13 protein-coding genes are annotated in these 14,903 nt (G+C 61.0%); 9 read left to right on the top strand and 4 right to left on the bottom strand.

The genetic code is table 11. The features are described from left to right. The first annotated feature begins 78 nt into the window (after positions 1–78). Both ACLRGI_RS00530 and ACLRGI_RS00525 read left to right on the top strand, forming a co-directional pair. Entirely contained in the window at positions 79–870 is a 792-nt protein-coding gene (locus tag ACLRGI_RS00530; protein WP_419199786.1) for a lysophospholipid acyltransferase family protein, read from the top strand. A gap of 66 nt (positions 871–936) precedes the next feature. Beyond that, entirely contained in the window at positions 937–2,340 is a 1,404-nt protein-coding gene (locus ACLRGI_RS00525; RefSeq protein WP_419199785.1) for a class II 3-deoxy-7-phosphoheptulonate synthase, read from the top strand. A gap of 80 nt (positions 2,341–2,420) precedes the next feature. Here the strand turns inward: ACLRGI_RS00525 and ACLRGI_RS00520 are convergent, their stop codons facing one another. Both ACLRGI_RS00520 and ACLRGI_RS00515 read right to left on the bottom strand, forming a co-directional pair. Next, positions 2,421–4,514 (bottom strand): protein kinase domain-containing protein, encoded by a 2,094-nt coding sequence (locus ACLRGI_RS00520; protein ID WP_419199784.1) that lies wholly within the window; start codon positions 4,512–4,514, stop codon positions 2,421–2,423. 75 nt (positions 4,515–4,589) lie between these two features. Then, on the bottom strand, positions 4,590–5,924 hold the full coding sequence (locus ACLRGI_RS00515) for a LysM peptidoglycan-binding domain-containing protein (RefSeq protein ID WP_419199783.1): 1,335 nt from the start codon (positions 5,922–5,924) through the stop codon (positions 4,590–4,592). 257 nt (positions 5,925–6,181) lie between these two features. Here ACLRGI_RS00515 and ACLRGI_RS00510 point away from each other — a divergent pair, with 257 nt between their 5' ends. After that, positions 6,182–6,535 (top strand): Rv2175c family DNA-binding protein, encoded by a 354-nt coding sequence (locus ACLRGI_RS00510; protein ID WP_419199782.1) that lies wholly within the window; start codon positions 6,182–6,184, stop codon positions 6,533–6,535. A gap of 139 nt (positions 6,536–6,674) precedes the next feature. Here the strand turns inward: ACLRGI_RS00510 and ACLRGI_RS00505 are convergent, their stop codons facing one another. Both ACLRGI_RS00505 and ACLRGI_RS00500 read right to left on the bottom strand, forming a co-directional pair. Continuing rightward, positions 6,675–7,769 (bottom strand): polyprenyl synthetase family protein, encoded by a 1,095-nt coding sequence (locus tag ACLRGI_RS00505; RefSeq protein WP_419199781.1) that lies wholly within the window; start codon positions 7,767–7,769, stop codon positions 6,675–6,677. Continuing rightward, positions 7,766–8,344 (bottom strand): hypothetical protein, encoded by a 579-nt coding sequence (locus tag ACLRGI_RS00500; RefSeq protein ID WP_419199780.1) that lies wholly within the window; start codon positions 8,342–8,344, stop codon positions 7,766–7,768. Before ACLRGI_RS00500 ends, ACLRGI_RS00505 begins: the two co-directional genes overlap by 4 nt. A 72-nt stretch (positions 8,345–8,416) precedes the next feature. Here ACLRGI_RS00500 and dinB point away from each other — a divergent pair, with 72 nt between their 5' ends. The 6 genes from dinB to ACLRGI_RS00470 all read left to right on the top strand — a co-directional run bounded on the left by dinB (position 8,417) and on the right by ACLRGI_RS00470 (position 14,882). Then, positions 8,417–9,679, top strand: coding sequence for a DNA polymerase IV (gene dinB / locus ACLRGI_RS00495; protein ID WP_419199779.1), 1,263 nt, complete (start codon positions 8,417–8,419; stop codon positions 9,677–9,679). A gap of 240 nt (positions 9,680–9,919) precedes the next feature. Continuing rightward, positions 9,920–10,288: an SCO2097 family morphological protein gene (locus ACLRGI_RS00490; RefSeq protein WP_419199778.1), complete on the top strand. Its 369-nt coding sequence runs from the start codon at positions 9,920–9,922 to the stop codon at positions 10,286–10,288. A gap of 491 nt (positions 10,289–10,779) precedes the next feature. Next, positions 10,780–11,211, top strand: coding sequence for a division/cell wall cluster transcriptional repressor MraZ (gene mraZ, locus ACLRGI_RS00485; RefSeq protein WP_419199777.1), 432 nt, complete (start codon positions 10,780–10,782; stop codon positions 11,209–11,211). Positions 11,212–11,379: 168 nt separating this feature from the next. Further along, entirely contained in the window at positions 11,380–12,378 is a 999-nt protein-coding gene (gene rsmH / locus ACLRGI_RS00480) for a 16S rRNA (cytosine(1402)-N(4))-methyltransferase RsmH (RefSeq protein ID WP_419199776.1), read from the top strand. Further along, complete coding sequence (gene ftsL, locus ACLRGI_RS00475; RefSeq protein ID WP_419199775.1) at positions 12,375–13,043, top strand: cell division protein FtsL; 669 nt, start codon at positions 12,375–12,377, stop codon at positions 13,041–13,043. Before rsmH ends, ftsL begins: the two co-directional genes overlap by 4 nt. Before the next feature lie 42 nt (positions 13,044–13,085). Next, positions 13,086–14,882, top strand: a complete 1,797-nt coding sequence (locus tag ACLRGI_RS00470) for a peptidoglycan D,D-transpeptidase FtsI family protein (protein WP_419199774.1) — start codon at positions 13,086–13,088, stop codon at positions 14,880–14,882. The last annotated feature ends 21 nt before the right edge of the window (positions 14,883–14,903 follow it).

Here is a 14,903-nt window from a genome sequence, read left to right as displayed (position 1 = left end):
CACTGGAGTAGGGTTGCTGTTGAGTGCCGGCCGGGTTGCCCGGGTGCATGCCAACCAATCGGCCGTGAGAGGACAAAAGTGTTCTATTGGGTCATGAAGAGGATCTTTCTCGGTCCCATCCTCAAGCTCCTGTTCCGTCCCTGGGTGAAGGGGCTGGACAACGTTCCTGAAAGCGGAGCCGCCATCCTGGCCTCCAATCACTTGTCCTTCTCGGACTCCATTTTCCTGCCCCTGATGGTGCATCGTCCCGTGATCTTCCTGGCCAAGTCCGAGTACTTCACAGGAAAAGGGCTCAAAGGACGGCTCACGGCGTTGTTCTTCAGGCTGAGCAACCAACTGCCGATGGATCGCTCCGGCGGAGCAGCCTCGGAGATGTCGCTGCAGGCAGGCAAGGATGTCCTGAACTCGGGAGGCCTCCTGGGAATCTACCCGGAGGGCACCCGGAGCCCGGATGCCCGGCTCTACCGCGGAAAAGTGGGCGTTGCCAAGCTCGCACTTCAAACACGCGTTCCGGTGGTCCCTGTGGCCATGATCGGGACGGAGAAGGTTCAGCCGATTGGCAAACGGCTGCCGAACATCCGCCGGATCGGCCTGATCTTTGGGCAGCCTTTGGACTTCAGCCGCTACTATGGCATGGAAGAGGACCGCCTGGTCCAGCGGGCCGTGACCGACGAAATCATGTACGAATTGATGCGGCTTTCCGGCCAGGAGTACGTGGATGAATACGCGGCAGTGGTCAAGGCCCAGTTGGCCGGCAAAGGCCCGGAGCCCGTTCATAAGATCGAGGTTGCCGAAGACGCCACCGCAGACATTGCGGAGGACAGGGATGAACCCCGAAGCGACCGGAACGGGTCAGGGGAGAAACTGTGACGCAGGCGGCGGCATCGGTTACGGCCGCAGTCCCGCAACCTTGCCGCAGGCTACTACTCTTGAAGGGTGACTGAGCTAACCGCGAACACCGCACCCACCGCAGCAGATCCTCTCGCCAGCACCGCCCAGAGCGGGGCAGCGAACTATCCCGGACTCGACGCCTGGCGGGACCTGCCGATTTCCCAGCAGCCTACTTGGTCCAACACTGAAGTCTTCAAGGCTTCCGTCAAGGAACTCTCCGTGGTGCCACCGTTGGTGTTTGCCGGTGAAGTGGATGTCCTGAGGGAGCGCCTCGCCGCTGCTGCCCAGGGAAAGGCCTTCCTCCTGCAGGGCGGCGACTGCGCTGAAACCTTTGAAGCCGCAACCGCGGACAAGATCAGTGCCCGGGTCAAAACGATCCTGCAGATGGCTGTTGTTCTCACGTACGGCGCTGCCATGCCCGTTATCAAGATGGGGCGGATGGCCGGGCAGTTCGCGAAGCCACGCTCCTCCAATGACGAGACCCGCGACGGCGTGACGCTTCCCGCCTACCGCGGGGACATTGTCAACGGCTACGAATTCACGCCGGAATCCCGCGCACACGACGCCGGCCGAATGCTTCAGGCGTACCACACGTCCGCATCCACGCTGAACCTTATCCGCGCCTTTACGCAAGGCGGCTTCGCGGATCTTCGCCTGGTTCACCAATGGAACAAGGGGTTCACCGAGAACCCGGCTCATGCACGGTACGAATCGCTGGCGCGGGACATCGACCGTGCCATCAGCTTCATGGACTCCTGTGGTGCCGACTTCGAGGCACTCAAGCGCGTGGAGTTCTTTGCCAGCCACGAAGCACTGCTCCTCGACTACGAGCGCGCGCTGACACGCATCGATTCGCGCACCGGTTTGCCCTACGACACCTCCGCGCACTTCCTGTGGATCGGTGAGCGAACCCGTGAACTGGACCACGCCCATGTTGACTTCCTGTCGCGCGTGCGGAACCCCATCGGCGTCAAGCTTGGCCCCACCACCAGTGGCGATGATGCCCTGCGCCTCATCGACAAGCTGGACCCCAACCGCGAACCGGGACGCCTCACGTTCATCACCCGCATGGGCGCCGGCAACATCCGCGAAAAGCTGCCGGCCGTCGTCGAACGCGTCACCGCCTCCGGTGCGCAGGTACTGTGGGTGACTGACCCGATGCACGGCAACACGGTCACGTCGCCCAACGGCTACAAGACGCGTAACTTCGATGACGTCATCGACGAAGTACGTGGATTCTTCGAGGTGCACCATGCCTTGGGCACTGTGCCGGGAGGACTCCACGTTGAAATGACAGGTGATGACGTCGCCGAGTGCCTGGGCGGTGCTGACCCGATCGACCAGGACGCCTTCCTGGACCGTTACGAGTCAGTCTGCGATCCTCGCCTGAACCACATGCAGTCCCTTGAGATGGCATTCCTGGTGGCAGGAGCCCTCTCCAAGAGGTAGATATGGAACTGTCTCTTATATATAAGAGACAGTATCCGGGCCGCGCCTTTTTTGTGCTTGGAATCGTCCGAGCTCAAGTCCTAGACGACCGTCAGGGTTACCACTGAATCTTCCGGTACCTCCGTATTGACGGGGTTCTGGTCGCGGACGGTGCCGAAGAAGCCGCCCAGGACCTTGTTGACCTCTACCTTGAAACCAAGCTTTTTCAGTTCCTTTTCAGCCTCGTCGGCCTGTTTTCCGATGAAACTGGGGACCCTCACCAGCTTGGGTCCCTTGGACACAGTCAGCGTTACCGCTTCGCCCCGGACAAGGGTGCCATTGGCCGGTACCTGAGAGACTACGGCGCCTTTGGGGACCGTCTTGTCATTGACCGTCTCAGGAGCGATCACGGCTTTCAGCCCGGCATCCTGGAGGGCCTTGGCGGCTGCGTCCTGGGCCAGTCCGCGCACATCGGGAACGGGAATAGGTTGGGGTCCCTTGGAGACCACGAGGGACACAGGCGTGCCGTGCCGCACTTCCGTGCCTTTGGCCGGATCCTGGGAAATGACGACGCCGGCGGGAATCTTCTCGTCAAAAGCCTGCGTAATGTTGCCGAGCGCCATTTCTGCCGCATTCAAGGCAATCTTGGCCTCGTCCAAAGTACCGCCGGTCAAACCGGGCAGCGCGAACAGCTGGGCCCCCTTGGACACGAAGAGCGTGATGGGTTGGAACTTCCGGACCTCTGCGCCGGACTCCGGCTCGGTCCCAACGGCAAGTCCTGCCAGGATGTCGTCGTCGAAAACATCCTTCGGTTCGGATTGGAAGCCGGCCGTACGGAGGAGTTGCTGTGCCTCGGCCACGGTCTTGTTCTTAACGTCCGGAACGGTCCCTGGAGATCCCGGTCCCATCCCAAAGAACCAACCAGCCGACGCTGCCAGCGTTGCCAGGATGACGATCACAATAGTCCAGATGATGCCCCGGCGTCGGGGGTTGCCCTCGCGTAGCGGGCGACTCGGCGTGGCTGCCGCCCGGGCGCGGTCTTTGCCCTCTTGCCGTTCGAGTCTCTTCAGCTCCCTCTTGCCGGGTCGGCGTATGTCCTGACCGCCGCCCGGGCCAGCAGCTGTTGTTATCGCCCTGCCTGAACCAGCCGCAGCCATGATGGTGGTCGGGTTGCTTTGGTGCGGGATGAATTCCGTAGGTGAGGCGGTGGTTTGAATGGCTTCTGTGGGGTTCCCGACGGGGACGCCTGGTGCGCCGCGGTTGCCGGGATCGCCAAATGCAGCTGTTGCCGCCATGGGGGCCGAGAAACCAGGCAGCCGGGACGTAGATTGCCTGTGGTCCAGTTCATCGTCCGTCAGGGTGGTCCGAATGTGGCGCAGTTCGGTCAGCAGGGCGGCACCGTCGACGGGCCTGTTTTCTGCATCCACCGAGGTGCACCACTGCACCAGCTCATCCAGGTCCTCGGCCAGGCCTGGAGCGGCCTCGGAAGGGCGCCCCACTGCGGCATTGACGTGCTGGTAGGCAACCTGGATGGGGGAGTCTCCCGTGTAGGGCTGTCTGCCCGTCAGCATCTCATAGAGCATGATGCCGGCCGAGTAGATGTCGCTGCGGGCGTCCGCAGGCTGGCCGAGCACCAGTTCGGGAGCCAAATACGCCACAGTGCCGATCAGGGCACCAGTGCTGGTGTTGGCCGAAATTGCCCGGGCCAAACCAAAATCTGCCACTTTGATGCGTCCGTCGTCCGCAATGAGGACGTTTTCAGGCTTGACGTCGCGGTGGATCAGGCCTGAGCGGTGGGCGGCAGCCAAACCCTCAATGACAGGGTCGATCAGCGCCAGGGCAAGGCGTGGAGGCAAGGCACCCTGTTCGCTCAGGGTGTCACGAAGGGTGTGCCCTTTGACGTACTCCATGACCAGGTAGGCGATGTGGCCGTCCTCGCCTTGGTCGAGCACCCCCACAATGTGGGGGTGGGAGAGACTGGCGGCCGCCTTTGCTTCACGGCTTAGACGTTCCAGGAAAATGGGATCGTTGGCCAGATGCGGGTGCAGGACTTTGAGGGCCACGTCGCGCTCCAGGCGCTGGTCCGTGGCCAGGTAGACAGTGGACATCCCGCCCCGCGCCAAGCGGGAACGGACCACGTATCGGCCGTCCACCGTGGTCCCGATGAGGTGGTCCTGCGTTGGTTCTTGCACCATACGATCCTAAACGAGGCAGGGAAGGGGCCCGAATCCACGAGGGATGCGGGCCCCTTCAGAGGTGCAATTCAGGGCTTAGCCAAAGGTGCGCTGGCGGGCCTTGATCGATTCGACGTAGCGCTTGGTGTCGTCGTACATGCCGTACTTGCTGACCGAGTACTGGCCTTGGTAGTAGCCGGCAATCGCCGTGTCCAGGTCCTTGCTGGTAGCAATGAGGGTCCGGATGATAGCGACACCTGCCGTGGCGTTGTCATACGGGTCCAGGAGATTGAGCTTGCGGCCCACGAGGTCGGACGCCCACTGTCCGGAAGAGGGGATAACCTGCATGGTGCCAATGGCATTCGCGGGCGAGACTGCGCGCTGATCAAAGCCTGATTCCTGTTCGGCGAAGGCCAGGGCCAAGGACGGGCTAACGCCCATGCGCCGTGCCGTGTCAGCTACGATGCTCTTCATCTCCGCCCGGCTGGGCACTGGTGAGGCGTTGAGCAGGGCCTTGTTCTCATTGGCCGAACTGACAACTGCCGGCGGGTAGGTGAAGCCGAGGAAAGTGCTGGGCACCAGTGGCTTGGTCTCCCCGACGGGTTGGACGCCTGCGCCGGGGATGGTGAGCTTTTGGCCCGGATAGATGACGGTGGTGGCTGTCACGTTGTTGTTGGCGGCCATCAGCGCAGCAAGGGAGACCCCGTGGCGGGAAGCGATGGAACTGAGGGTGTCCCCTGCCTTGATGGTGTAGGAACCGGTCCCGGCCAGTGGGGCAGGTGCGGGTGCAGGTGCCGGTGCCGCAGGCGCTGATGGTGCGGATCCGCCGCTGACCTTGATCTTCTGGCCGGGATAAATGATGGAGCTTCCGTTGAGCCCGTTCCAGCTGAAGATATTGGACAACGTGACCCCGTGTTTGGCCGCAATCGCGCCGAGCGTGTCTCCGGAGACCACGGTATAGACAGTGGCGGTGCTGGGGGCACTGGGAGCGGGCGGAGCGGGCTGCGCGGGTGCTGCGGCGGCCATGCCTTTGAGCTTGATGGTCTGACCGGGATAGATCAGCGTGGTGGCAGAGAGCTTGTTCAGCTGAAGGACTGCCGTCGTGTCCAGGTTGAAGCGGCGTGCAATGGCACTGATGGTATCGCCGCGCACCACTGTATAGCTGTCCGGTACGGAAGGAGCCATAGGACGCAGCGCGGCAGGGAGGGTGGTAGCAACTGCCTGCGCGGGAATGACGGAGCCCACGTTGACTGCTTGCGCTTTCATGGCTGCTGCGAGCGTGGCCGGAATCTTTCGGGGCTGCGGGGCAGGTGTTGCCACTGACGGTTGCGCCAAGGCAAGCGAAGACAAAACCACGGCGGGAAGCGCAGCCGTGGTTGCCGCGATGACCGGCATGCTCATGGTTCGTTTCGGCGAGCGGGGCGTCGTCATGAAATGTGTCCTCATCTCAAACAGCGGGTGGATTGTTAGCGCTGTTGTCAGTGTTACCAATGTTGCTGATGTTATCAATGATGCAAATGTGATCAGTGTGAATCTCTCACACTTAGTCGATGAGCACAACAATTCCTGTCAAACCGGGACTAATTGCCGGAATTGATGCCACTAAGTGGTCCCTGAAAAGCGGCTGGCGGGAATCGGCGTCGGACTCCGGCTAGGCGCCGGGCGGGGCGCCGTGGCAACCTTGTTCCGTGAGTAATGTAGAAAGCCTTGTTTCCGACTGGCTCCCCCTGCCGGATGTCGCCGCACTGTTGGAAGTTTCCATCACCAAAGTCCACGGACTTCTGGATGAACGTGCGCTTGTCGCCATCAGGCGGGGAGAACGGAATATCCGCTCAATCCCGGCCCTCTTTATCCAGGATGGGCACGTTGTAGACAGCTTGAAGGGAACCATCGCGGTTCTCAGCGACGCCGGCTACAACGACGAAGAACTGATTATCTGGCTGTTCACGCCCGACGAATCATTGCGGGGGCGCCCCATTGACGCCCTTCGGGAAGGGCGTAAAACAGAGATCAGGCGTCGCGCCCAGTCACTGGCCTGGTAACAGCGCCTCTTCAAGGGCAGGCCGGGTAACCGACAGAACGCGGACGACGGCGGTGATTCACCGCCGTCGTCGCTGCATGTCTTGTTTTCGGCTGATTCGTACCGACTAATGCGTGGTGCAGGTCCTTGTGGTTTCCGGGTCAGGCCGCCCGGCTGACAGCGGCTTCGGCCAGCCTGCGTAGGGCCAGCAGTGGGACGTCCTCAAGCGGCAGGCTGTCCAGAGCTTCGAAGGCCTTGTTGCTTAGTTCTGCGATCAGCGACTCCGTGGCCTCCAACGCACCGCACTCGACCATGATGCTCCTGATGTCAGCTACATCCTTTTCGCCGAGATCGGGCTTGCCCAGCATTCGGTCGATAAAGTCCGCCTCGGCACAGGGTGCTTGGTTGATGGCGAAACCAACCAGAACGGTGCGTTTGCCTTCCCGGAGGTCGTCTCCGGCGGGCTTGCCGGTCGTTTCGGGATCGCCAAAGACACCCAGGACGTCGTCGCGCATTTGGAATGCTTCCCCCAGCGGCAGGGAGAACTCCGAGTACCCGGCGAGCAGTCCGGAGGGGGCGCCGGCCAAGGCCCCGCCCAGTGCCAGCGGATGCTCAGTGGAGTATTTGGCGGATTTATAGCGAATGATGGATTTGGCCCGGTCCACAGAACCGGCTCTTTCACGCACGGGGCCCGCCACTTCTTCCAGGATGTCGAGGTATTGACCTGCCATTACTTCTGCCCGCATTACATTGAAGATTTGCCGCGCAGGAGTTCCCGAGGCTGCCCGCGGGCCAATGTCTGTAAAGGACTCCTCGCTGAAGGAAAGGCAGAGATCGCCGGTCAGGATGGCTGCTGCATCCCCAAACCGCCCGCTGTCCAACGCCCAGCCGTTCATCTCATGGAGCTGGCTGAAGCGTTTGTGGACGCTGGGACCGCCGCGGCGGGTGTCGGACCGGTCAATGATGTCATCGTGGATCAGGGCCGCTGCCTGAAAAAGTTCAAGGGCACAACCGGCGGTGACGATGTCCGGGTCGTCTGCGGGGCCGCCCGCGCCCCTCCAGCCCCAGTAACACATCAGGGCCCGAAGGCGCTTGCCACCGGTGACCAGATTCGAAATCGACCCAATTAGCGGCTCAACATCGGGAGAAACCGTGGCCATGAGGTCCCGTTGCTCCGACATGAAGCCGCTTAGTTTGCCGGCAACTCCGCTGATGAACTGTGTCTGCTCCGAGGTGACGAGGGAAGTCACCGTCACTTGACGGACCCGGCTGCCACGTTGGCACCGATAGTGAACGTTGAAACGCCTTCTTTTTGCCTGACCGAAACGTTCACCGTCTCGCCGTCACCACGGATGAAGTCAAGGGAGGTGACATTACCGACAGCGGACGGTCCGGGAACAAGTTTGAAGCCCTGGGCTTCCATGGAGGTCTTGTAGTAATCCACGACACCCTCCGGCGGGGCCTTGATTGTTCCCACCAGAGCCACGGTTGCTACTGCAGCGCTCTTGTCCACACTGCTGGAACGGACAGAGGTCTTGGGCATGACCGGGATGAGTTGCTCGGGGAAGCCGGGAACAAGTGCGTTCACGGTTGCCGTGGCGTCGGGTGCAGGTGCGGGGGTCTCCGTGAATGATGTGGTTTCAGGCGAGGCCGTGGAACCGGAAGCAGCTGATGACGGAGTTGGTGTCGCCGTGGACGATGCTGAGGCAGCGCTTGTCGCGGACGGCGCTGCCGAACCGCCGGGCGAAGGGGTGCATGCTGACGCCGCCAAAGCGACACTGACTGCGAGCAGGGCAAACCCTCGCGATTGAGGAGTTCCAAAGAGCTTCACAGGGTATCCTTCCTGGGGCTGAGCCGGACTGTGCCTCCAGTTTAGTCAGTGGCCGGGCATAGTATTGCCGTTGTGAGGCAGGAAGCATTCGGTGGCGCTCAAAGTGCCGGCAGCAAGCCCGCCCGCAGCGCCGCAGAGGCCCTGCGGGAAATGCGGCGAACCAGCATACTGCACGTGGATATGGACGCATTCTTCGTGTCAGTGGAACTGCGCAGCCGCCCCGATCTTCGGGGGAAGCCGGTCATCGTTGGATTCCCTGCAGAACGATCCGTTGTGCTGTCCGCTTCCTACGAAGCCCGGGCCACAGGTGTGAAGTCAGCCATGCCGATGTCCATTGCCATGAGGCGGTGTCCCGCCGCGGTGATCATCACCCCCCGGCATGCGGAGTACTACGAGGTATCGGCCCGGCTGATGGAGATTTTCGCCTCAATTACCGATTTGGTGGAGCCGTTGAGCGTCGACGAAGCATTCCTGGACGTTGGCGGCGCAATCCGCCGTCTTGGGTCGCCGATGGACATTGGGCACCTCATTCGCCGTCGGGTGCAGTCGGAACTGGGCATCACGGCTTCCGTGGGGATCGCCAGCACCAAGTTTGTGGCCAAGATCGCCTCCACGCGATGCAAACCTGACGGCATCCTCCAGATCAATGCCGAAGACTCTATTCCATATCTTCATAGTCTTCCCGTCGGCGCCTTATGGGGTGTCGGTGGTAAGACTGCCGAAGTGCTGTCCCGCCTGGGCATTCGGACAGTAGCGGATGTCGCGGCAACTCCCTTGGCGTCGCTCAAGAAAGTGCTGGGAGCCAGCGGTGAGCACGTGCACCGCTTGTCCATGGGAATCGATCCACGGCCCGTGACTCCAGCCAGGCTTGAGAAAAGCATCGGGGCAGAGGAGACGTTCTCCGTGGACACGGGGGACGATGCCCTGCTACATAGGGAATTGCTGCGCCTCTCGCACCGTACGGCCATCCGGCTCAGGAGCTCGGGCATGCTGGCACGGACTGTGGCCTTGAAGCTGCGGTACTCGGATTTCTCCACTGTTACACGCAGCCGCACTGTGCATACCCCCATGGACAGCGCGCAACTGATCTACCAGGTGGCCGTGCAACTGCTTGAGTCCCTGGGTACGCGATCAATGAGCGTTCGTTTGGTAGGGGTGCGGGCCGAGCAGTTGGAACCAGCGGGCCAGACGTCCCTGCAATTGAGCCTGGACCGGCGGGACGATAACTGGCGGGCGGCCGAACAAGCACTGGACCGGGTCTCCGAACGCTTTGGGTCCAAAAAGCTACTCCCGGCCCGTCTCCTGGAGCCCGGTAAGCCATCAATGGACGCCTGAGACCAGCAGGGGTGCACGGGGAGCACTGCGGGCGTCTTTCAGAACGGCGTCGGACAAACTATCCTATTTATTACAGAGATTTAGATCGTCTGGACAAACTGTTTCCTGAACAGTCGGCCCCGAGATGCCCGCTGAACCAAGAGGGAATTTCGGGGAACGAATTTTTTGGTCTGATCGTTTTGGAAACAGACGCACAGGACGCGTTATGTCCCAGACGCTGGCTGACTAAAGGAGGTCGCGATGCCCCTCTCGGAGCATGAACAGAAGCTGCTTGAGCAACTTGAGAAGCAACTTCATGAGGACGATCCGAAGTTCGCCAACACCATGGGTTCGGATCCCATCCGCAGCTGGTCTACCCGGCATGTGATCATCGGTGTGCTGGGTGCCATTGCCGGCATCCTTCTCCTGCTTGTTGGCGTATCACTGCAAGCGATACCGGTGGGGGTCCTTGGCTTCATCGTGATGGGTGCTGGCGTGTACTTTGCCACCTTGCGTGGCGCGGCCTTCGGCAAAGCCAGCAAGGGAAAACCCGGCAAGACCAAGCCCAAGAGTTCGTTCATGAGCAACTTGGAAGAACGTTGGGACGAGCGGCGTCGCGACGACAATTGACGGTCTCTTCCGGATTCGCTGCCGTTGACCGCGGGCTCTCCTGAATCAACCACGCCTCCTGAATCGACCACGCCCCTGAACGTCCACGGGGGATAACGAAAGACCCGCGCTGCGGGTCTTTTCGCATTTAAGGGTGGAATCCATGCGGGGGAGTATCGCTCCTCTTCCTCTCCACTCTCCACCACGCGCTCCACTTCCCACCCTTTTCTCCACTTTTCACCCTTCTGCGTTGAATCAGGCCTGGTATTGCCGGTGCTGGAGTTCGAAAACCGTCATCGAGGCGCGGATGACTCTGCCCTTCGCGCCTGGCCCTCCACTTTCCGTCACAGGCCGGGAATCCGCGTGGTTTCAGGCCAGGCAATTCTCAAAGTGGTGGAGAAACGCCCCGCACTGCGTTGACTGTGGTGCGTTGTGGAGTAAAGTGGAGTACATAAGAGGGTAGTGGCAGTGTTGGGCATGTACGGGCACCTTGATTGAGGGGCGGTGGACCAGTGTTTCTGGGTACTCACTCGCCGCGTCTCGATGAAAAGGGCCGGATCATCCTTCCCGCCAAGTTTCGTGAGGAACTTGCCGACGGATTGGTTCTCACCAGAGGCCAGGAACGCTGCATCTACGTCTTCAGCCAGAAAGAATTCGAACGCATTCACGAGTCAATGCGGGAGGCGCCACTGTCCTCCAAGCAGGCGCGGGACTACATTCGGGTTTTCCTGTCTGGAGCCTCTGATGAGGTACCTGACAAGCAGGGGCGCGTGACGATTCCGCCGGCGCTCCGGGCTTACGCAGGGCTTGGTCGGGAACTGGCGGTCATTGGTGCCGGTACCAGGGCTGAGATCTGGGATGCCGAAGCTTGGAACGAGTACCTCAGCGAGAAGGAAGCCGCCTTCTCGGAAACGGATGACGACAATCTGCCCGGGTTCATCTGATCCCGGTTGGAGGAAGCCGCAGTCCAGCTTCTTGAATGGGATCTCCAGCCGCCCATCGAACTGTCTTCCTGGCTCACCTTCCCCTGAGCCAGGCGGCCGAACGATAGGCGCGGATGGGGATCCGATTCAAGAATCAGCATGCAAGCGATTGAGGAAAGAGGAGGCAGCGTGGAAGAGCAGGACGCGGCAAAGCCCACATCGGAGCGCCACGTTCCCGTCCTGAAAGACCGCTGCATCAACTTGCTCGCTCCCGGGTTTGAGGCTGCCCGAAAACGCGGAGATAGACCCGTCGTCATCGATGCAACCCTTGGCATGGGCGGCCACTCCGAGGCGATGTTGCAGCGCTTTCCCGATCTCCACCTGGTCGGCATTGACCGCGACGAGGAAGCACTGGCGTTGGCCGGCGCCCGCTTGGAGCCCTTTTCGGACCGTACCGATCTTGTTCATGCGGTGTACGACGAGATAGAGGACGTCCTGCTGGACCTTGGCATACCGGAAGTTCACGGCATTCTCATGGACCTTGGCGTCTCGTCCCTGCAGCTGGATGAGCGTGAACGGGGTTTCGCCTACTCGTACGATGCGCCCTTGGACATGCGGATGGACACCAGCCGCGGCCAAACGGCAGCTGATGTGGTGAACAACTACAGCGAAGACGAGCTCGTGCGCATCATCCGGAAATGGGGCGAAGAGAAATTTGCCGGGCGGATAGCCAACCGGATCGTCAATGCCCGTGCAGAGAAGCCCTTCGCGACCACAGGTGAACTTGTGGAGCAGATCCGCAGCGTCGTTCCCGCCGCAGCAGCGAAGAGCGGCGGGCATCCCGCAAAGCGTACGTTCCAGGCTTTAAGGATCGAGGTCAACGAGGAACTCGATGTTCTGGAGCGCGCGGTTCCTGCGGCTGTAGCCGCTACGGCCATGGGTGGCCGGATCGTGGTGATGTCCTATCACTCCCTTGAGGACAAGATCGTGAAGTCCGTTTTCCAATCAGGTTCCAAATCGTCGGCGCCGCTTGGCTTCCCGGTGGAACTCGAAGAACACAAACCCGAATTGAAGACCATCACCAAAGGCACGGAAGTGCCTACGGCAGCAGAGATCGCTGAGAACCCCCGCGCGGCGTCTGCCCGGTTGAGGGCAGTGGAGCGTATCAAACAGAGGAGAGACGCATGAGTAACGCCGCAGCGAAGACTTTGTCCTCCACGGTGGGCAGCAGTGCACGGGCGCTTCCGGTCCCTGCGGGGAAACCGGACACTGCCCGCAAGCCGCGTACTCCACTCTCAGTGGTACGCAGCGCGCCGGGCAAGCGCAGGACGCCATTTGTGGTCCTGTGCTTCGTGGCGATGGCTGCCGCGCTCCTGACGGTCCTGGTGTTGAATATCTCCGTGTCCACGGCGCAGTACCAGTTGGTGCAGCTGAAAGCCGAAGCCGCCACGCTGAACAAGGAGAACCAGGACCTGACACAGAAGAAGCAGAACTTCGAAGCTCCACAAAACCTCGCTGCGAAGGCTGCAGAATTGGGAATGGTTGCTTCCACCGTTAAGGGCCAGATCGATCTGAACACCATGGCTGTGACCGGAAAGGCATTGCCGGCAGTTAAGGGAGATATTCCTGGAGCCCTGCTTGCTGCTCCGGCAGTTGAGGGTTTGATTGACGTGGTTCCATCCGTGACTACCAAAGACCCGCTGGAGAGCCGCAAGCCGGACGCAACTCCGGTTGCCCCGGCCGAAACGCCTTCCACTCCTCCGGCAACCCAGACGTCAGGGGCGGCAACCCCGCCCGTAGAGCTTCACGGGGGATCGGTACCGGCACCCCGGCAGAAGGCACCAGGGCAATAGACCGTCAGTCCACCGAAGCACGGCCAGCAGCAAGGAATCAACGTGGCACAGAACCCCGGCACATCGAAAAAAACGAAGACGCCGGCGGCAAGAAAGCGGTTGCGCGTTGGCCTTGGCATCATGCTGACCTTGCTTCTGGTGGTGGGTGGCAAGCTGTTCATGGTCCAGGGCCTGGATATGGGCGGGATGGCAGAAGCTGCCTTGGCAAGCCGCCTCACGCCGCAGGTGCTTCCTGCCGAGCGGGGACAGATCGTCGATGCCAACGGGACGGTGCTGGCCAGCAGCGTGATCCGGTACAACCTCGTGGTGGACCAGACCGTCAACACGAGTACGGAAACTTTCCACCGCTTCAATGAGAAGACCGAGAAACTGGACGAGATCACCCGTGATCAAGGGATTTCCGATCTGGCTGGTCTTCTGGGGGCGGACGAAAGCACTATCCGCGAGTCATTGACCGGCGATAAGCAGTACTTCGTGGTGGCAAAGGACGTAAAACCGGAACTGGAAGACCGGATCTCCAAGCTCTACATACCGGGCCTCAGTGCCGAAGGTGTCAGCAAACGGGTTTACCCCAACGGCAGCGTCGCCGGCGGTGTGGTTGGTTTCCTCAAGGATGGAACCAACGGGCAGGCGGGCATCGAACAAACCCAGGACGAGATCCTTCGTGGCGTGGAAGGTAAACGCGTTTTTGAGATCGGCGCTGACGGACTCAGGATTCCGGTGGCGACAGATGAACTCACCCCCGCCGTCGATGGTAGCGACGTCAAGCTGACCATCAACACGGACATCCAGTATTTCGCGCAGCAGGCCATCCAAAGCCAAGTCAACAAGATGAATGCCGAGTGGGGTTCCATCATTGTGATCGACACAAAGACGGGCAACCTTATTGCCTTGGCAGATACCAATGCGCCGGACCCCAATGATCCCGGGAAAGTCGATGCCAAGGACCGCGGGGTCAGGTCCGTCACAGCCGCATATGAGCCCGGTTCCGTGCAGAAAATGATTACCGCCGCAGCAGTGATCGAGGAAGGAAAATCCTTTCCCCTGGATCACTTCACTACCCCCGCGGCCTACACCATTGATGGGCAGACGTTCACAGACGCGTTCGAGCACGGCACTGAAGAGCGCACTCTTGCCGGCATCCTTGGGTGGTCCATGAACACCGGAACCGTCATGGCCGGCAGCCGGCTGACCAAGGAACAAAGGTACGATTGGCTCAAGAAATTCGGCATTGGCGAGCAGACGGACATCGGACTTCCCGCGGAAGCCACAGGCATACTGGCCAAACCCGAGCAGTGGGACGACCGCCAGCAGTACACGGTGCTTTTCGGCCAAGGTGTCTCGCAATCGACACTCCAGACCGTGCGTGCCTTCCAGAGCATTGCCAACGATGGCGTGATGCTGCAGCCCAGGCTCATTGACAGTTACATCACCCCGGAGGGCGAGGAGCAAAAGGTTCCCGCCAAGGACTCCCGGCAGGTGGTATCCAAGGAAACTGCCCAGCAGGTCCGGGACATCCTTGAAAGCGCCGTGACAGAGGGCCAGATCAAGGATGCAGCCATCGACGGCTACCGCGTGGGAGCCAAGACGGGGACATCACAGGCTCCCCGCGAGGACGGCCTGCCGGGGTTCGACGGCTTCACGGCCTCCATGGTGGGCATGGCACCCATGGACGACCCGAGGTTCATTGTGGAAGTGGTCCTTCAGCGCCCCAAAGGAAACATCTATGGACTCACGAACGGTCCCGTTTTCCGTTCAGTGATGGCGCAGGTCCTCAGGACCTATAATGTGGCGCCGTCCACCGGAACCCCCGCGCGGTTGCCCCAGTTCGTCAAGTAAGCTTTTTGGGCGTCTGTTTCG

It is taken from the genome of Paenarthrobacter sp. PPS72 (genome assembly GCF_048537125.1).
Taxonomy (GTDB): domain Bacteria; phylum Actinomycetota; class Actinomycetes; order Actinomycetales; family Micrococcaceae; genus Arthrobacter; species Arthrobacter nitroguajacolicus_E.
This window is presented reverse-complemented; position numbering and strand designations above follow the sequence as displayed.